This is a genomic window from Synechococcus sp. M16CYN, assembly GCF_040371545.1.
In the GTDB taxonomy this organism is placed as follows: domain Bacteria; phylum Cyanobacteriota; class Cyanobacteriia; order PCC-6307; family Cyanobiaceae; genus Parasynechococcus.
Map to the genome: position 1 here is coordinate 830636 of NZ_AP029048.1, position 17607 is coordinate 848242.

The 17607-nt window shown below is 49.0% G+C and carries 22 protein-coding genes and 3 tRNA genes; 17 read left to right on the plus strand and 8 right to left on the minus strand.

Going from position 1 to position 17607, the window contains the following annotated elements; all coding sequences use genetic code 11:
• Positions 1–19 precede the first annotated feature (19 nt).
• The 6 genes from rplS to gltX all read left to right on the plus strand — a co-directional run bounded on the left by rplS (position 20) and on the right by gltX (position 2541).
• The gene (gene rplS / locus ABWV55_RS03865; RefSeq protein ID WP_353292375.1) at positions 20–472 is read left to right on the plus strand and encodes a 50S ribosomal protein L19; all 453 of its coding nucleotides are present in this window, start codon (positions 20–22) and stop codon (positions 470–472) included.
• 61 nt (positions 473–533) lie between these two features.
• Positions 534–606 (plus strand) — tRNA-Trp (locus ABWV55_RS03870).
• A gap of 36 nt (positions 607–642) precedes the next feature.
• Positions 643–831: a hyperconserved protein Hcp gene (locus ABWV55_RS03875; RefSeq protein WP_006043540.1), complete on the plus strand. Its 189-nt coding sequence runs from the start codon at positions 643–645 to the stop codon at positions 829–831.
• Positions 832–877: 46 nt separating this feature from the next.
• On the plus strand, positions 878–1021 hold the full coding sequence (locus ABWV55_RS03880) for a hypothetical protein (RefSeq protein WP_353292376.1): 144 nt from the start codon (positions 878–880) through the stop codon (positions 1019–1021).
• Positions 1012–1085 (plus strand) — tRNA-Asp (locus tag ABWV55_RS03885). Before ABWV55_RS03880 ends, ABWV55_RS03885 begins: the two co-directional genes overlap by 10 nt.
• Before the next feature lie 22 nt (positions 1086–1107).
• Entirely contained in the window at positions 1108–2541 is a 1434-nt protein-coding gene (gene gltX, locus ABWV55_RS03890) for a glutamate--tRNA ligase (protein WP_353292377.1), read from the plus strand.
• On the opposite strand, the gene ABWV55_RS03895 is transcribed toward gltX, so the two are convergent.
• From ABWV55_RS03895 to wecB, 3 genes are all read right to left on the minus strand, one after another.
• A complete protein-coding gene (locus tag ABWV55_RS03895; RefSeq protein WP_353292378.1) occupies positions 2534–3751 on the minus strand; it encodes a cation:proton antiporter in 1218 nt (405 codons plus the stop codon). The two genes, gltX and ABWV55_RS03895, sit on opposite strands and share 8 nt — an antisense overlap.
• A 312-nt stretch (positions 3752–4063) precedes the next feature.
• Complete coding sequence (locus tag ABWV55_RS03900; RefSeq protein ID WP_353292379.1) at positions 4064–4240, minus strand: hypothetical protein; 177 nt, start codon at positions 4238–4240, stop codon at positions 4064–4066.
• Between the two features lie 326 nt (positions 4241–4566).
• Positions 4567–5679, minus strand: a complete 1113-nt coding sequence (gene wecB, locus ABWV55_RS03905) for a UDP-N-acetylglucosamine 2-epimerase (non-hydrolyzing) (protein WP_353292380.1) — start codon at positions 5677–5679, stop codon at positions 4567–4569.
• Between the two features lie 498 nt (positions 5680–6177).
• On the opposite strand from wecB, the gene ABWV55_RS03910 reads away from it, so the two are divergent.
• The gene (locus tag ABWV55_RS03910; RefSeq protein WP_353292381.1) at positions 6178–6327 is read left to right on the plus strand and encodes a hypothetical protein; all 150 of its coding nucleotides are present in this window, start codon (positions 6178–6180) and stop codon (positions 6325–6327) included.
• A gap of 354 nt (positions 6328–6681) precedes the next feature.
• On the opposite strand, the gene ABWV55_RS03915 is transcribed toward ABWV55_RS03910, so the two are convergent.
• Positions 6682–6870: a chlorophyll a/b-binding protein gene (locus ABWV55_RS03915; RefSeq protein ID WP_353292382.1), complete on the minus strand. Its 189-nt coding sequence runs from the start codon at positions 6868–6870 to the stop codon at positions 6682–6684.
• Between the two features lie 35 nt (positions 6871–6905).
• The gene (gene tsaD, locus ABWV55_RS03920; protein WP_353292383.1) at positions 6906–7979 is read right to left on the minus strand and encodes a tRNA (adenosine(37)-N6)-threonylcarbamoyltransferase complex transferase subunit TsaD; all 1074 of its coding nucleotides are present in this window, start codon (positions 7977–7979) and stop codon (positions 6906–6908) included.
• A 79-nt stretch (positions 7980–8058) separates the two neighbouring features.
• Here tsaD and ABWV55_RS03925 point away from each other — a divergent pair, with 79 nt between their 5' ends.
• Positions 8059–8535 (plus strand): Photosystem I reaction center subunit III, encoded by a 477-nt coding sequence (locus ABWV55_RS03925; protein WP_353292559.1) that lies wholly within the window; start codon positions 8059–8061, stop codon positions 8533–8535.
• A gap of 34 nt (positions 8536–8569) precedes the next feature.
• Positions 8570–8686, plus strand: a complete 117-nt coding sequence (psaJ, locus tag ABWV55_RS03930; protein ID WP_353292384.1) for a photosystem I reaction center subunit IX — start codon at positions 8570–8572, stop codon at positions 8684–8686.
• A gap of 46 nt (positions 8687–8732) precedes the next feature.
• Here psaJ and gmk read toward each other — a convergent pair whose 3' ends face one another.
• Positions 8733–9296 (minus strand): guanylate kinase, encoded by a 564-nt coding sequence (gene gmk, locus ABWV55_RS03935; protein ID WP_353292385.1) that lies wholly within the window; start codon positions 9294–9296, stop codon positions 8733–8735.
• A gap of 199 nt (positions 9297–9495) precedes the next feature.
• On the opposite strand from gmk, the gene ABWV55_RS03940 reads away from it, so the two are divergent.
• Together ABWV55_RS03940 and tatC are read left to right on the plus strand one after the other, a co-directional pair.
• Positions 9496–9684: a hypothetical protein gene (locus ABWV55_RS03940; protein ID WP_353292386.1), complete on the plus strand. Its 189-nt coding sequence runs from the start codon at positions 9496–9498 to the stop codon at positions 9682–9684.
• Between the two features lie 947 nt (positions 9685–10631).
• Positions 10632–11342, plus strand: coding sequence for a twin-arginine translocase subunit TatC (gene tatC / locus ABWV55_RS03945; protein ID WP_353292560.1), 711 nt, complete (start codon positions 10632–10634; stop codon positions 11340–11342).
• Here the strand turns inward: tatC and ABWV55_RS03950 are convergent.
• Positions 11323–11682 carry a DUF3067 family protein gene (locus ABWV55_RS03950; RefSeq protein ID WP_353292561.1) on the minus strand — a complete coding sequence of 120 codons (360 nt, stop codon included), beginning with the start codon at positions 11680–11682 and terminating at the stop codon, positions 11323–11325. The genes tatC and ABWV55_RS03950 overlap by 20 nt on opposite strands.
• A gap of 101 nt (positions 11683–11783) precedes the next feature.
• Between ABWV55_RS03950 and petC the strand changes: the two genes are divergently transcribed.
• From petC to ABWV55_RS03980, 6 genes are all read left to right on the plus strand, one after another.
• Positions 11784–12323, plus strand: coding sequence for a cytochrome b6-f complex iron-sulfur subunit (petC, locus tag ABWV55_RS03955; RefSeq protein WP_353292387.1), 540 nt, complete (start codon positions 11784–11786; stop codon positions 12321–12323).
• A gap of 40 nt (positions 12324–12363) precedes the next feature.
• The gene (petA, locus tag ABWV55_RS03960) at positions 12364–13299 is read left to right on the plus strand and encodes a cytochrome f (RefSeq protein WP_353292562.1); all 936 of its coding nucleotides are present in this window, start codon (positions 12364–12366) and stop codon (positions 13297–13299) included.
• 5 nt (positions 13300–13304) lie between these two features.
• Positions 13305–14147 carry a prolipoprotein diacylglyceryl transferase gene (lgt, locus tag ABWV55_RS03965; protein WP_353292388.1) on the plus strand — a complete coding sequence of 281 codons (843 nt, stop codon included), beginning with the start codon at positions 13305–13307 and terminating at the stop codon, positions 14145–14147.
• Between the two features lie 43 nt (positions 14148–14190).
• Positions 14191–14946: a precorrin-4 C(11)-methyltransferase gene (cobM, locus tag ABWV55_RS03970; RefSeq protein ID WP_353292389.1), complete on the plus strand. Its 756-nt coding sequence runs from the start codon at positions 14191–14193 to the stop codon at positions 14944–14946.
• 29 nt (positions 14947–14975) lie between these two features.
• Positions 14976–15047, plus strand: a tRNA-Val gene (locus tag ABWV55_RS03975).
• A 99-nt stretch (positions 15048–15146) separates the two neighbouring features.
• Complete coding sequence (locus tag ABWV55_RS03980) at positions 15147–15953, plus strand: helix-turn-helix domain-containing protein (RefSeq protein ID WP_353292390.1); 807 nt, start codon at positions 15147–15149, stop codon at positions 15951–15953.
• Here the strand turns inward: ABWV55_RS03980 and ABWV55_RS03985 are convergent.
• A complete protein-coding gene (locus tag ABWV55_RS03985; RefSeq protein WP_353292391.1) occupies positions 15937–17583 on the minus strand; it encodes a Ppx/GppA phosphatase family protein in 1647 nt (548 codons plus the stop codon). The two genes, ABWV55_RS03980 and ABWV55_RS03985, sit on opposite strands and share 17 nt — an antisense overlap.
• Positions 17584–17607 lie beyond the last annotated feature (24 nt).

Here is a 17607-nt window from a genome sequence, read left to right on the forward strand (position 1 = left end):
TGATATACGCGGAGCTGGGATGGTGGCCAATCTAGAGGACATCGCGGTGACCGAAGAAGGCAATCAAGAAAAACCTACGACAACCAAGGCAATGCCTACGGCACACTCCAACAAGCTTTGTGCAGAGCAGCTGATTCGCCAATTCGAAAGCGAGCAGCAAAAGGTAGACCTCCCTGAGATCTATGTTGGCGACACCGTTCGGGTTGGTGTTCGAATTAGCGAAGGCAACCGGGAGCGGGTTCAGCCTTATGAAGGTGTGGTTATTTCCAGTCGTCACGGTGGGCTGAAGCAAACCGTCACAGTTCGCCGAATTTTCCAGGGAATCGGCGTTGAGCGGGTATTCATGTTGCACAGTCCACAGGTGGCTTCCATAAAGGTTGAGCGGCGCGGTAAAGTGCGTAGGGCGAAGCTTTTCTATCTGCGAAAACGGGTGGGTAAGGCCACCCGTGTTAAGCAGCGCTTCGATCGTTGAGGTTTCGGCCTCAGTTCAACCCAATGGTTAACACAATGTTGGCTGAGGAGCTCATTGTCTTGCGTCGTTAGTTCAGTTGGTAGAACGCAGGTCTCCAAAACCTGATGTCGGGGGTTCAAGTCCTCCACGGCGCGTCCGATGACCTTTCGTACAGTTTCCCGGTTCTGAGTATGGAGTTGGATCTTCAACCTGGTGATGTGGTAAAGGTGTTGGAGTCAGCCGCCCTCGGCTGGGTTCGCGCCCGTGTGATTCGCGTCAAGTCAGGTGGTCGCGTAGTTGTGCAAAGTGATCAGGGTCGGGAATTCACCGCCCGTGGCAATCAAGTTCGATTAATCGAACCCGCTGGATTCCGTCCTTAACGTTGGCCACTCACGTAACCATTACGGCATTGTTTTTATCTGGGAATTGGCAGTTCAACCCCATCCCACACAAACCCTCCTGTTGACGGAGGGCCGTGCGGCGGTTGATACTGACCTGGTCGCTATTGCGACGCAGGTCAGGTTCTTCTGGGCGCGTCTTGGAGTAACCGAATCAGGCCTGGGACCGTAGTTCAACCGGTTAGAGCACCGCCCTGTCACGGCGGAAGTTGCGGGTTCGAATCCCGTCGGTCCCGTTCCCTTGAACTCAATACTGCGATGGTGCGTGTTCGCCTGGCCCCTAGCCCAACGGGCACTCTACATATCGGCACAGCACGCACAGCGGTTTTCAACTGGTTATTTGCTAGGAGTCAGGGCGGAGAATTTCTTCTCCGCATTGAGGACACTGACAAGGAACGCTCAGGGTCTGAGTTTACCCAAAACATCTTGGAAGGCCTTCAATGGTTGGGCATTGACTGGAACGAAAAGCCGGTGATCCAGAGTGAAAGGGTTGACCAGCATCAGGACGCAATTCGTGTGCTTCTGAACAAAGGGTTGGCCTACCGCTGCTACGTTAACGATGTTGAACTTGAAGCGATGCGGCATGCTCAGAGGGCATTAAACCAAGCTCCTCGTTATGACAACCGCCACCGCCACCTAACCCCTGAACAGGAGGATGCGTTCCAGGCCGAAGGACGTGAAGCGGTAATCCGATTTCGCATCCATAACAACGTCGAAATTGAATGGAACGATTTGGTTCGAGGTCCGATGCGCTGGCAAGGGGTCGACCTCGGCGGTGACATGGTAATCGCCCGACGGGCACCTGCCGATCAGATCGGAGATCCGCTGTACAACCTTGCTGCAGTGGTTGACGATGCTGCCATGAATATTTCCCATGTGATACGTGGGGAAGACCATATCGCCAATACAGCCAAGCAGCTTTTGCTTTATGACGCCCTCGGACTGATCGCGCCGACTTTTGCTCACACTCCATTGATCCTCAATGCAGATGGTCGCAAGCTCTCAAAGCGTGACGGCGTAACGTCCATCGACGATTTCCGTATAATGGGGTACACCGCCGAAGCGGTCGCAAATTATATGATGCTATTGGGGTGGTCTGTACCTGAAGGTGTGGGTGAACGTTGCACTCTCGCTCAAGCAGCTGAGTTATTCAGCTTTAAACGGGTTGGTAAAGCTGGGGCACGTTTTGATTGGAGCAAACTTAACTGGCTTAATGCTCAAGTGCTGCATGGCTGGACTTCGGAACAGCTCCTAGAGAGTCTTTGCCCTCTTTGGGTCGACAGAGGCTGGAAGGTTCCAGCAAAGCGATCTTGGTGTCTTGAATTATGTAAGTTGATTGGCCCCTCACTTATACTCCTCAAAGATGGTGTTGAGCAGGCGCTTCCCTTTTTTGAGCGTCCTGATCTCCAAGAGGATGCTAACCAACAACTTGAGGTAGAAGGATCCAAGACTGCCATTATCCATCTCTTAGATCTACTTCAGACAGAGTTTTGGTCAGGTAGCGACATGAATCAAGCTCAGGTCCTTCTTGAAAATGCAGCGAAAGCTGCAGAGGTTAAAAAGAGCGTGATGATGAGATCACTGCGAGCCGCCTTGCTAGGGTGTCTCCAGGGACCTGACCTCATCACTACCTGGTCGCTTTTGGCGCAGATCGGGGAAGATGTACCGCGACTTCAACGTTGCATCAGCTAGATCCCTTTGGAGTGACATTGGTTTTGGTTAAACCCAGTATCTGTGCAAGCGGTTGAGCGGTCAAGCCTTGCAGTCCTACAGTCATCAAGATCGTGAGGAATACTAATCCCTGTAAGCGACCTGCCCCAAGAATTCCGGCCTGTTCCAAACGAATTGAGAACAGTGACGCCACGGATGCTGTGACAATTCCACGAGGCGCCAACCAACCCAAGAACAAACGCTGGGGCAGCTTTAATGGCAAGCCCATGGTAGCGATCCCAACAGCAAAGGGTCTCACCACTAGCATCAGTGTGAGAACGCAAAGGATTCCTCCCCAACCTAAAGGACTCAATTCAGCCCACGAGACATCTGCTGCCAGTAAGGGGAAAAGCATCGTGATTGCCAGTTGCGCCAGTTCTTGAATCAGCCCATCTAGCTCAGCTGTATAAATACCAGGTCGACGCCCCACAACAATTCCTGCTGCTACAGATGCGGGCAATGCTGACTCTGGCAAGAACCATTCACTAACCCCATACATTAAAAATAAGATTCCCAGACTGAGCTGAAGTGGTAAACCAGAAGATTGTTCGGACTTCAGGCGGCGCAAAATCTCAGATAAAAGCCAGCCAACGCCAATACCGACCAGCACACCACCGCCCAAGCGTAATATCAGACCAATAAAAAGCTCTTTCCATCCGTGCAAGTCGCCTAGCACTAGTTCCAAAAGCAGTAGCGCAAGGACGGCACCAACTGGTTCAAGAAGAAGACCTTCTGCTTCAAGAACATCTCCTAAAGGTGGAGCTAAGCGAATTTGCCGCACTAACGGGGTAACCACGGTTGGTCCCGTTGCCAAAACAATTGCACTGAACACTGCCGCCACTGACCAATCTAGACCAGCTAACCAATGGGCAGTAATCAAACCACTCGCAAGAGAGATTAGCAGGCGAAACAAAGCAATGCGCTGCACAGTGGCTTTGATCGTGTCGCCAGGGATGCGCAGATTCATCCCTCCATCAAACAGCACAAGACTGACCAACAGCCCCACAATTGTTTCGAGGCCTGGACCGAGGTCGAGGGGTTCAACGAGACCAAGGCCAGAGCGTCCGATCAAGAGCCCTGACAGCAGCAGAAGAACCACTCCAGGCAGCCCGGAGAAAGCCGATAAAAGACGCGCCGCCGCCCCAGAGAATACGGTAATTCCCCAAAGCAGACCAAGCCGCTCAGGTGTCATAGACAGAAGAAAAACCGATGTTGATGTTCTACGTGTGCACCAACATCAGTTACTGTCTGGGGGCACAAAAGCAGGTATTCATCCTCGCGATCATCCGTGGCCATAGTCACAAAATCTTGCTTTGTTTCAGTACTAATAATTCGTCTGATATCACCCTTGAAAGGTCTCTATTTTCGGGAAAAATACCTGTTTAGTTCGTCTTACCACCAGGAGGAAGCAGTGAGAATGTACGGAATAGGGAAGTGCTATGAGGAGCATCGGTGCAAACGACAATCGTAGTGATTGATTCGAGATGGTGGATTGACTTTGTCTCTACCTAATAAACGTGGCTGGGCCTTGATCAACGCCGAGCTTGGAGGGAATTCCAGTGCAATGGGCAGGAAGACTGAGATGGGTTTTTAGAGACCCTAAGTGGCTTACTAGGCAACTGTATCCTAGCCCATAAAGATCGAATTTGGCAATCATTCCAAGACTGCAACCATCATTCATATTTCAACCCGCCGCAACAAATCTGAGCGCCTATCCGAGGCTAACACTTGAATCAAAGTCGATAAATTTTGTCATTCCTTGCTTCCATAAAATCCCGATCTGCTGCAATGTCGACGGATGACCAAAAATTCAAGCAAACAGATGCAATGATCAATGGTCTTCGATACCATCCATCTCTTCACAAACCTGAGCTTCTCCAAAAAGAAAAATCATGTTCCTCTTTATCGTCAATACAAAAGGGATTTGAGCTAATCAAAAAGGATGCTTAGTGCTGATGATTGGTAATAATACAAGCAAAGCATTACATGGTTAGAATGGAACTAGCATCAGACACTAAGATAGCGTTTGCAGAGGTCAAGAATGCGAGTGCTGGCATGTCCATCTCCGAAGGGATTGATAGCTTGAGACATGGCTTTATAGGCGATCGGATCATTTAACAAGCGTGAGACTTCCCCTACAACTACCGCTGGACTGGTGCCTATTAACCTAGCCGTGCCGGCATCGACCGCCTCCGGACGTTCGGTCGTGCGACGCAATACCAGCACCGGCTTGCCTAGCGCCGGCGCTTCCTCTTGCAGTCCACCAGAGTCGGTTAACAGCAATGTGCAGCCCCTCATTGCTGCCACTAGGCGGTCATAGTCAAGAGGTTCTGTAAGCACTACTCGCGGATGATCTCCCAGCAAGGCCTGCAGGGGTCTTCGCACTGTAGGATTGCGGTGCAGTGGCAGCAACAGAGCGGTGTCTGGAAAGCAATCCAGTACCTGCCGGATCCCTGAGGCGATGTCTATCAGTCGATTACCCCAGTTTTCTCGACGATGGACTGTAGCGAGAATTACACGCTGGGATTGCCAATCAAGCCTATCGAAGTGAATTTTGGGTGCGATTTTTGTCATTAAGAGCAAGGCATCAATCACGGTGTTCCCCGTCACCACCACGTCGCCTAAAACTCCTGATGCGCGTAGATTTGTCTCTGCTTTAACCGTTGGAGCAAAGTGCAGTGTGACAATTTGTGACAGTAAGCGTCTATTTGCTTCTTCGGGGAATGGATCCAAGAGTTTGTCGGTTCGCAGGCCTGCTTCAACATGGCCTACAGGGATCTGTTCATAAAAGGCCGCTAAACCAGCAGCAAACGCCGTGGTGGTGTCCCCTTGAATTAGAACCATTTGTGGTGGGTAGGCCTGAAAATCATTTCGCAGTCCATGCAAAGCTGCACATGTGATATGGGTCAGGGACTGACGCGAAACCATTAGATTGAGGTCCCGATCGGCGTGCAAGCCGAATAAATTCATCACCTGGGCCACCATCTCACGATGCTGGCCGGTTAGAATGACTCGAGTTGTTAGGGCCTTGCAGGCCTGAAAGATCTGTATTACGGGAGCAAGTTTGATCGCCTCTGGGCGTGTTCCTAGGACAATGGTGACACGGGGTCGGTCAGTCATGACATCCGCTCGAGCACGCGGACTCTATGGCTCTTGGATGATCAGACACGCTCAACAGTAGCCTATTTAGATGCAATATGTCGGCATTACCCTGGAATTACGTTATTTCTAGATGATAGTCAACCCAGTTAGGTTCCTCGTTGCACCCTGTCGGCAAACCCAGTCCCAAAACGATTTAACATCGTCCAAGGTCGCATTGGGCTCTCCCAGCCTAAGATTTCACCTTGCGCATTGTCTATGGAACTGGGTATTCCGAATCTACTCGGATGTTAGAAAGATTCTGCTCTTTCAGATCCTTGGCAATTGGAGGCAACCTATCAATCTACTTATCGCTGATTAAACAATATTTTAGGCATAAGTATTGAGAAATTATGTCTCCGCCGCAAATTGACAATTTGCTTTAACAGAGATAAGAAGCCGGGTGACTTCCATTGATCATACAACGAATGGAAGCTAACTCTTGCTCGATTCGCTTCGGTTTCCTATCACGATGAGATTTTGATTGGTTGCACAAAGCACTCTCGACCATGTGAGGAGTTGGCCGCCGGTACTACCCTAAAGCTAACGACACGCTTGAAAGGCTTGATTTTCTACAGCCGCATCAATGGTATTGGCGAAGGGATAACATTAATAACCATGATCGATTAGATCAATACTTAATAAGATTGGTATATATTTCCTACTATGAAAAGACCTATGAAATCAAGCATTTCTTGATTTACTGTCGTGAACTCGAGATAAACATGTTGAAATTTTAGAACATATTACAAGTAACTCTTGATGAACAGCTAGATGCAATTCTTGCAGATGAGCTTGTGGAAAGGTAAGCGGTCAATAGGCCTTTAGGTGGCACAGCCGAGTAAACTCTGTATTTTTATAGCTTTCTTAGTTATTTTAACCTCTCGCAGAGACGGGAAGCATAAATAGTGATACAGTTACTAGTCAAATTTCAGGTTCCAATAAGCTAGCACGAACTTTATGCGATCCATAATCGATCAGCCATCAGCCCGTGTTGCATACTCTGGACACAAGTAATACGACTAAACCGGCTGATAAACCGATCATGGCGAGTCGACCATTCCAAATTTCTGCTTGAGGAGTGAAACCTCGTTTCCAGGCATTGAGTTCACTTGAGCCCACCGGTTCTGGTGCCTGTCGCACCGCTGTCCTTGATACTGGTTGTTCTGTCATGGCGATCCTTTTAGGGAGCACCTTACGAGCATTTTTCAAAAGGCAGGTAAAGATTCGTAAAGGGCATCAGCCCGTTCTAGTTGCCAGCGAGCAGCCACACCGGTCTCACAGGATGTGGCTAGAACCCCCCTCTGTAACCTGCCGAGAGCCGCAGCGCCGATCATGGCTGCATTGTCTGTACAGTACTTTAGTGGCGCCATCGAAACAGTCACTCCAAGGATTTCCCCTTGCCGTTTCATGAGCTGGCGCAGTCGCCGATTTGCAGCAACTCCGCCTACCATAACTAAGTGATTGAGGTTGTGGTCCATTGCACATCGAAAGCTGTGTTCCACTAACACTTCCGCCACAACCCGCTCAAAACTCGCAGCAAGATCGGCTAGCGGCAAAGCACCCCCAGATGCTCGCAATCCATTCACGATGCGAAGCATGGCCGTTTTCAAGCCACTGAAAGAAAAATCGTACGGGTGAAACCCACCGCTAGGCATCGAAATTTTGCCCTTGGGAAGTGAGAAACGCTTAGGGTCCCCCTCGGTTGCTTTCGCCTGAATGGCTGGGCCACCTGGGTATCCCAAGCCAAGTAACCGAGCAACTTTGTCGAATGCTTCACCAACTGCATCGTCATGACTGCGGCCGAGTCGCTCCATTAGCCCATGAGGTCCAACACGGATCAACTCTGTATGTCCACCGCTTACCAAAAGGACAAGATATGGCGGAGAAGGACTGTAATTTCCTAGATATACAGATGCCAAATGACCTTCTAGATGATGAATTCCTAGAAAGGAAATCTGGTGTAAAGCTGCAAGGGTGCGTCCAGTCACCGAGGCAACCATCAAAGCTCCGACAAGACCCGGTGTGACGGTGGCCGCGATTGCATCCAGTTCATGAATGGGAAGAGCGGATTCCCGCAACACTGCATTCACAAGAAACGGCATGGCTTCTACATGAAGGCGCGAGGCAATTTCTGGTACAACTCCACCCCATAAAGCATGCTCTTGTACCTGAGATGCAATTTGGGATGCCAAAACTTCAATATCCCCATTAGCAGTGCTGCGAACGACCGCAGCAGCTGACTCGTCACAACTTGTTTCGAGGGCAAGCACTGAATGCATTGTGGCTGAGACCCTCCCCTACTGTCCGCGTGAGACATCTTGCCCGTTACCGGGCAGTTTTAAAACAGGAATCGTTTCAATGCATCGTTTTTTTGCTGTTGTGATTTCGGCCCTTCTGGTGTTCAGCTTTGCTCCCATTGCAAAGGCAGATGTAGCCGGCTTAACCCCTTGTTCTGAAAGCGCTCGCTTCCAGCAGCGTGCTGCTGCTGCAGCAACATCTCAAGCCAAAGCCCGGTTTGAGATGTACAGCCAAGCCTCATGTGGAGAGGATGGTTTACCTCATCTCATCGTGGATGGCCGTTGGAGCCACGCTGGTGATTTCGTTTATCCTGGAATCATGTTTCTTTATATCGCGGGATGCATTGGCTGGGCCGGTCGCGAGTACCTCAAGGCAACCCGCGGTAAGAATGCAGCTACAAATGAGATTCAAATCGATCTAGGCATCGCATTTAGGAGTCTTATGGCAGCCGCCCTATGGCCCCTTGCCGCTTTTGGAGAATTCACCAGCGGTAATCTTTTGGAAGACGACAACAAGGTCACCGTTTCCCCTCGTTAACCATCCAAAATCGCTTTAACATCACTTAGATCTCATGAACAAATTTCTCACCACTGCTCCTGTAGTTGCAGCAATTTGGTTTACCGTCACAGCTGGAATCCTGATCGAATGGAATCGTTTTTTCCCCGATCTATTGTTCCACCCAATGTGAATGAGCCACCCTAAGTGTGACTATCAAGGACTTTGATTATGTGTCTTTAGTCTGAGGTAAGCCGCATGTGTTGCTCCAGTTGATGAAGCGCCTGGTTCAGATCATCGTTGATCACCACGGCATCAAATTCGTCTTGCGCGTTCAGTTCATCACGCGCTCGGCTTAAGCGGCGCTGAATCGCATCCTCCGTATCTGTTCCTCGACTACGAATTCGTCGTTCTAATTCTTCAAAGCTGGGAGGCGCCAGAAAAATCTGGAAGCCGTCAGGGAAGCTGGTTCGCACTTGCCTCGCACCTTCCAGCTCAATTTCCAATAGGACAGGACGACCCGCGGCTAAGTGCTGCTCGACTGGAATACGGGGAGTACCGTAACAATTAGCAGCAAATTCAGCCCACTCGAGTAATCCTCCCTCGGCCACCAGGTCATTGAATCTGTCACGCGAATAGAAGAAATAGTTAACCCCCTCTTTCTCTCCTTCCCTGGGGGTTCGTGTGGTAGCTGAAACCGACAGCCAAATCTTTGGATATTGATCCAGCAGTCGCTGGATCAATATCCCTTTACCAACCCCACTCGGCCCTGTAATTACAATGAGCCTACTACTGCCTGCCATTTAAAAGCTGTCTAATGTGCAAGCAAGCAGATTAAGAGACTTTTCTTATCATACCTAGTAAACAAGACGTCAAGCTTTCAACCTATTTAGCTCATCATAATCTAAAATCTTTAGAGAGTAGCTTAGCTTAGGCTAAACCAGCAAAAAAATTTACCGCACCTCGTCATGGTCATTGTTTCATTGTAAGATGTAAGTCTATTTGGACAGAACAGTCGCCCACGGCAATCCATCGCTCTATTATGAGCAAACGCGACTGGTCATATCTGGTCGTCAACTTCGAGACCATCGACTCAAAGTTCCTCCGATCAACATCAAAAGCAACTACTACTTTCATCCCTACTTCAAGGATGTTGGTTGGACAGAAAAGAAAATATTCAAAATTGACTAGCACGATTGCGATAATTTCCTTCTATCTGAAAGAGTTTCCTCGATTAAGACTGTTTAGAAGATTTATTCATACACCTAACAGTCCAGTTAGCTGACAGATAACGTCCGCTAGTTCAACCTAGATTTAAGGATCTAAATAAGACTCCGTGTAAATGAAGGCCTACATTTGCGGTTGAATTAAATAAAATGTAACGTTTTCAACAAAATTATCGTGATGACGATTGCTAAGTCTAAGGAAGAAAATCCAGAGAAATACACCAGAAATGAACCAATCTTGTACTTTAGAGAAATTAAGCTCTGCTAACAACGACTTGAATGATTAACTTTAAGCAAGGAAATGTATAGGCCAGTCGGCTTTCAAGAGTAAGGTGGATAATCCCTGGTCAAGATAACTGCCAACGTTCAGACATTGACACAATGATAAAAACTCATCCTCTGAAACCAACGGGCTGTACCAAATCAATGATTCGAGCTGGATTGGGGCGGTTTGTAAAGTAGCCCGGATTGGTTTGAATCAGGGTAAGGCTAAAAAGACGACCCCAGTTCAACGTACGTAATAGGCGCTACTCCGACTATGTATGCGGTCATCAAATGTTTCAATGACCCGGGCGATAAAGACATCTTGGCTCTATGACAAGTGCAAACCGGGCTTGGGGTAGACTATAGTCAGGACTTAGCCGAAAATCTTAGACAGTTTATTATCTATGCACGCTTGGAGCGGTCCGGTAACTATTTGCCATGGATAGAAGAGGACTTATCTAGATAACTCTCAGCATGCAAAGCAGCGTCGGTTTCTCTTTCGCCTGATCTGACCAAGAATCCGGGCTGACCTGTTGTTTCGCCTCTTCCGCGTCCGTGTTTGAACGTCCCGACAGCTCTCCAGCCCTCCGGCCCCCTCCACCGATTCCGGTTGGGAATGGTTCTGATGACGCTGATCTGCCCAATGAGGTGGAAATGCCATTGATGGATCATTTGGCAGAGTTGCGTGAGCGATTGCTACGAAGCCTTCTAGCCATCGTGCTGGGAGCAGTGCTCTGTCTGATTGGGGTGAAGCCCTTAGTGCAATTTTTGGAAGCACCAGCAAAAGGAGTTCGTTTTTTACAGCTGGCGCCGGGGGAATTCTTATTTGTGTCATTGAAAGTGGCAGGTTATGCCGGCCTAGCCCTGGCTTTGCCTTACGTGTTATTTCAGTTGTTAGCCTTTATTTTGCCAGGATTAACTTTGCGGGAGCGTCGCTTAATTGCGCCAGCTGTAGCTAGTTCGGCGGTTTTGTTCTTTGTGGGTCTTGCCTTTGCTTGGTGGATCTTAGTACCAGCGGCCCTGAAGTTTTTGGTCAATTACGGGGCCGATATTGTGGAACCACTTTGGTCAATCGAGCGGTATCTCGATTTTGTTCTACTACTGATGTTGGCCACTGGCCTGGCTTTTCAGCTTCCCGTGCTACAACTACTTTTGGGGCTCCTTGGGTTAGTCCAATGGCGTTCTATGCTTAGCGCTTGGCGATGGACTGTTTTGGGTTCGGCACTCGCTGGTGCCGTATTGACTCCCTCTACTGATCCAATCACGATGCTGCTGCTCGCTGGTGCGATCACAGGACTTTTTTTAGTGGGAGTAGCACTAGTGGCTCTCACCGAGAGTTTCAGATCAGAAACTCTTTGAGCAGGCTGTTTGTTTCAGGCCCTTCTAGGTGCAACTGAAAGCTAAGGGCTTTACCAAAACGCGGTTTGCCGCGCGTCGTGGCTAGCCAATGCCGCACCTCATTGGATAAACCGAGACGATTCACAACATCCAGCACTTCAGCAAGATGACTTCGATAACTATTTTCATCCATCGGAAAGGACTGCTGCTCGAGACACGCCCACATCAAATGCAGGTAAAGACGATGACGTCGCACCACTAGTTGAAGGTCATAAGTCGCCCTCCAGCGCTGACGTAGACAGCCAATGACCTCCTCTACACCAAGGGGAGCAGCAGCAAAAGAAGAGTTGATATCAAGCACAGGTTTACTGATGAACGGTGGCAAAGGCCAGTCGGTGCAAAGCGTGGCAAGCCATTATGTGCCCATAATGATCGTCACTCCGTGATGGATGAACATCCGCCATGACTCAAATTCCCTCGAGCGATGTGCCCGGAATGGGTCGTCGGCAGTTCATGAATCTGCTGACGTTCGGTTCCGTAACTGGTGTCGCCCTGGGGGCTCTGTACCCAGTAGCGAACTACTTCATTCCTCCTAAAGCATCCGCTGGCAGTAGTGGTGGCATCACTGCTAAAGATGAACTTGGCAATGCAATCACCGCCAGCGGATGGCTTTCAAGCCACCCAGAAGGTGACCGCAATCTAGTTCAAGGCCTGAAAGGTGACCCTACCTATCTGGTAGTTGAAAGTTCTGACACCATCGGCAATTATGGCATCAATGCCATTTGCACGCACCTGGGCTGCGTTGTGCCATGGAACAGCAGCAGCAACAAATTCATGTGTCCCTGCCACGGCAGTCAATATGATGCTACTGGAAAGGTTGTTCGTGGTCCAGCGCCGCTTTCCTTAGCTTTGGCCAATGTCAATGTCGAAAACGATAACGTCTTTATTAGCCAATGGTCCGAGACTGACTTCCGCACTGGCGACAAGCCTTGGTGGACTTGATTTCCTTTGTCCAATGTCCATACACCCTTTTTATCGTTTCATGCGTCGCGCTCTCTTTCTCCTTTTCGGTTCGCTGGTTTTCGGCTTGACACTGATGATCGCCCCAGCTGTAAGCTGGGCCTATCCATTCTGGGCACAGCAAAACTATGACAGTCCCCGGGAAGCCACCGGTAAAATTGTTTGTGCAAATTGCCACCTAGCTAAGAAAATAACTCAAGCGGAGGTTCCGCAGTCGGTCCTCCCGGACAGCGTATTTAAGGCCAGCGTGAAGGTTCCGTACGAAGAAGGAATTAGAGAAATTAGCGCTGATGGTAGTGAAGTTCAACTTCAGGTTGGTGCTGTGATGATGCTTCCAGACGGTTTCACTCTGGCTCCTCAGGATCGATGGACTGACGAGATTAAAGAAGAAACCGAGGGCGTCTATTTCACTCAATACAGCGAGGATAAGCCTAACATCCTTCTAGTCGGTCCAATTCCTGGTGATCAAAACCAGGAGATTGTGTTCCCCATCCTATCCCCGGATCCAGCCACTGATAGCAATATTCATTTCGGCAAGTATCAAATTCATGTCGGTGGCAATCGCGGCCGAGGTCAGGTGTATCCAACCGGTGACAAAAGCAATAACACTTTCTTCACAGCTCCAAAAGAAGGTAAAGTCACCTCTATTGAGGCTGGAGACGACGGAACCAATGTGATTACTATTGATGCTACTGATGGTACTAGCATAACTGAAATTATTCCTGTTGGTCCGACCCTTTTAGTGAGCGTTGGTGATTCTGTTGAGGCTGGAGAAGCAATTACGAACGATCCCAATGTTGGAGGTTTTGCTCAAGTTGATACTGAGATAGTTTTGCAAAATCCTGTTCGTATTTACGGCTTGCTTGCCTTTTTTGCAGCTGTTGCTGTTACACAAATCATGCTCGTTCTTAAGAAGAGGCAGATTGAAAAAGTGCAGGCCGCCGCAGGTAACTTTTAAGCCGCATGTTTATCTCCCCCGGGCCTGAACTGTTTCAGTTTGGGCCTTTGGTATTACGTTGGTATGGGCTACTTATCGCCTTAGCCATATTAATTGGACTAAGTCTATCCAGTCGGCTAGCTCAACTGCGTAAGCTTGAACATAATCTGGTCAGCGATTTACTTCCTGCGCTTGTATTGTTTTCTATTGTTGGGGCAAGGGTCTATTACGTTGCCTTTGAATGGCACAACTACGCAGCTACACCACTAAAGTCATTTGCCATCTGGGAAGGCGGCATAGCAATCCATGGCGCATTAGTCGCGGGAATTCTCACCTTGATTTTCTTTTGCCGAAAACGTCATCAACCTTTTTGGGAAGTTTTTGACATCTTAGTCCCATCCGTTGCTTTTGGCCAAGCCCTAGGACGCTGGGGCAATTTCTTCAACTCGGAAGCCTTTGGGGTCCCAACCAATCTACCCTGGAAACTATTTATTCCGATATCAAACCGTCCGCTAATTTACATTGATAGCGAATTTTTCCATCCCACTTTTTTATACGAATCATTCTGGAACCTGTTTCTTTTCACTGCTTTGATCTTAATTTTTCGATGGGGACTGCATAGCGTTAATAAACTTCCAGCAGGTATGATGAGCTGCTTGTATTTAATTGGTTATAGCTTGGGGCGGGTTTGGATTGAAGGACTACGCATTGACCCCCTCTGTATCGGGGCCCTGCCGCCAACCTGTGAAGGCGGTATTCGCATTGCTCAGCTGATGAGTGTGATCCTTGCCGCAATTGGATGTGCAGGCTTTTGGTGGCTCTATGGTCAAAAAAGACCGCTACCTGATCCTGGCTCTCGTGTCAACTAGGGCCACAATCTGTTGAGCTTGTATCCCACAAATTGCAATAACCATGCATCCCATCAGTTTCGTAGGAGCCGGCCCTGGAGCATCAGACTTGTTGACTCTGCGTGCAGCAGATCGACTGCGTTCTGCTGATACTTTGGTCTGGGCAGACTCTCTTGTGTGTCCAGCTATCACCAAATTGGTGCCTGAAAGATGCGAGAAGATTAGGACAAGTAAAATGACCTTAGAAGAGATAATCTCTGTTCTGGTTGATAAACAGCGCAGCGGACAACGAGTGGTACGTTTACATGATGGCGATACAGCTCTTTACAGCGCGATCAATGAACATATTTGTATGCTCACTGATTACAATATTCCTGTTGAAGTCGTGCCTGGTATCAGTGCTTATCAAGCGACAGCAGCAGGACTAGCAACCGAGTTGACAATTCCTGGAGTGGTGCAAACTGTAATTCTTGGTCGAGCTAGCGGTCGAACCGGCGTTCCGAATAATGAAAGTTTGAGCAGGCTTGCGGCTCTCAAAGCCAGTCTTTGTCTTTATCTCAGTGCTCACTACGTGGAAGAGGTGCAATCGACCTTACTAGAATATTACCCAGTAGATACACCTGTTGCTGTTGGTCATCGTGTGAGTTGGCCTGATGAATTGCTTTCTGTCACCCCCTTGAATGAGATGACTGCGTTTACTCGCAAACACAAGTTGCTCCGCACTACCCTTTATATAGTGAGCCCAGCACTTGTTAGCGGACCACAACGTTCTTGCCTCTATTCACCAAATTATAACCATCTATTTAGGCCGAATCTTTAAAAGAAGAGTAGTCTAGGGTTGGCTAGTATGGGCGATTAGCACAGTGGTAGCGCGCTTCCTTCACACGGAAGGGGTCACTGGTTCGAATCCAGTATCGCCCATGTTGTTGTTGATTTCTTCAACTGCCTCTTGTTTAGATTAATTATAACTGTTTAACAGAAAACAACTAATATCAGCTTAGGTCAATAATCTAAATTGAGATGGACATAGCGTCGCTGGATGACAATCAGGAGTTGCACTCAGGTCTTTTGTTTGTCGGTCAAAAACTTGCCAAGCGCCGTCTTGCTAAGGGTCTAAACCAGACGCAGCTAGCTGATCAACTACACTTGGCCGTAGAGCAACTTGATGCGCTCGAATCTGGTTATCTAGAGAAACTTCCAGAACCTGTATTTATCAAAGCGATGGTGAGAAGACTCAGCAATCACCTCAAAATGGATGCTGATGCCATGGTAGTTGCACTCAAACCTTTATCTAGTAAAACAGAATGCAAAGAGCGAAGACTGCTCTCTCCGCGGTGGGCTGTTAATCCTTCTGGATCATGGTTTCGAACATCTAAGGAGATAGACTGGGCGCGGCTTTTCCTTCTCGGCGCAGCTGCGCTGGGAGTCCTGGTCTTGATTCAACATCCTGAACCGTCTGACACCACCCAGCCTATCCAAGCCGACCAGTCTGCATCCTTACCCTTCACAGCAAACACAAATCGGACCAGCGAAGCTACTATCAAGGGCAAGGACCTAGATCACGCCACTTTTAATACCGTCAGCCCTCCTGCTACAACCTTCATTACAATCAATAGTAAAGAATCTAGCTGGATTGCGCTTAGGCGCAAAGGCGCAATCGAGTTTGAAGGTATGCTTGAAGGGCAAAGGAAAATAGATAATCCTGGTTCCGTAGAGATCTATGCAGGTCGACCTGACCTTGTAGTGGTGACTGTCGCAAACAAAAAACCAACCGTCCTGGGTAGGATTGACGAAATTGGCTGGGTGCCTCTTACTCCTGGACGCTGACGCTAAGCAAAACTCCAGATGTTTCACAGATCACGTCAGCGCAACTTTCCAGGCTCCACTTCTCTAAATCCAGACTCTGGTTTAAGCGACTCGGAATGAGTTGAAGCTGCAACTTGTTAGCGGAAGCTTGCACGCGAAGCGAGTCTATAACAGGCTCAGGACGACGATCCAACGCTGCCGCCAGTCTTAGTAAAAGAGACATCTCACCAACACGCCTCCGATTCTCTCTTGTACCTAATGCTTGCCATGATTCATGACGTTTTTTGGGTAGGCCACGGCGATGGTAACGAGCAATAGCTGCTACCATTAGGTGCTCCGCCTCGGAGTAACCTAGGAGCTCGCCGTGGCGAATCAAATACCAGGAATGTTTGTGGTAGGCGCTGAAATTTATATGTTGACCACACTTATGTAGCATTGCGGCAGCCCAGAGCAACTCTCTCCCCTGGCCATCATCATGGTGAATTATACCCTTGGTGTTGTCATACAACGTGAGGGAATTGATCGCTACTTTATGGGCTCGCGGTTGGTTGACAGCGAAACGCTGCACTTGATGAATCACCGTCCGCTGACGGATGCTGCTTTGGAAGTTGAAACGATCTTTTAGTAGACCGTGACGCAGCATCCAATCCACGATCAAACCTTCTCGCAGGGCTCGTTCGCTGAGCATCAGTTCCTCAGCATCCAACATCTGCATAGCGGTTTGTAAAATCAGCGCACCCGGAACAATGATTTCAGCGCGACGATCATTAATCGAAGAGAGCTCACGCCGTTGCATTGGAGTCATGGCCACTAATCGCTCTACCACGCGATCAAGACGGGAGCGCGACACTCGATAACCATGAGATTTGAGAAGAGGGCGCTCGTCTTCATCAGCCGCCAGAGCTCCGATTGCCATGGCCGTTCCGCTAGTGGCAACTAGAACAGGACTCTCCCCAGGATTAATGCGGCGACGCACTTTATCGACTGCAGATTCTAAAGATCCCTGAATAAAGGCCTGAAGGAATGATCGTCGCTGCAGAGAAATCGGTTCGTTTTTAATGAAATCCCGTTGAAGTCGTACGGCTCCTATAGGAGTACTTGTGAGGGCGCGCGCATCTCTACCATCCGCCAAAATCAACTCGGTAGAGCCACCTCCAATATCAAGAAGTAAATGAGGATCTTCCCCAAATGACATTCCGGAGAGCACACCGAGGTATATCAGCCTCGCTTCTTCCGGACCGCTAACTAGATCTATCTCCATGCCCAATTCTTCTTTAATGCGCTGCAGGAAGTCACGGCCGTTCGGAGCTTCGCGCACAGCGCTAGTGGCTGCGGTCACCACCTGCTCGACTTGATGACTGTTGGCTAAATCACGAAAACGACGAAGGGTTTCGAAGCCGCGCTCTATGGCACCAGAGGAGAGTTTTCCAGTGTCCGGATCTCGCTCACCAAGACGGGTGGTGGACTTTTCAGCTTGAACAATGCTGAAGGTGCTTAAGGCTGAATCAACAGATGCCACCAACAAGTGTGTGGAGTTCGTGCCGATATCGATTGCCGCAATTTGCCGTAAACCACCGGACCGCGATCCACTAGATGGTGAAAGCCTTTCAAGCTCTTCAGATGTCAGATCAGCAGTCCCGGCTTCTGACATGGACGACTTTGGCCCGACGCTCTA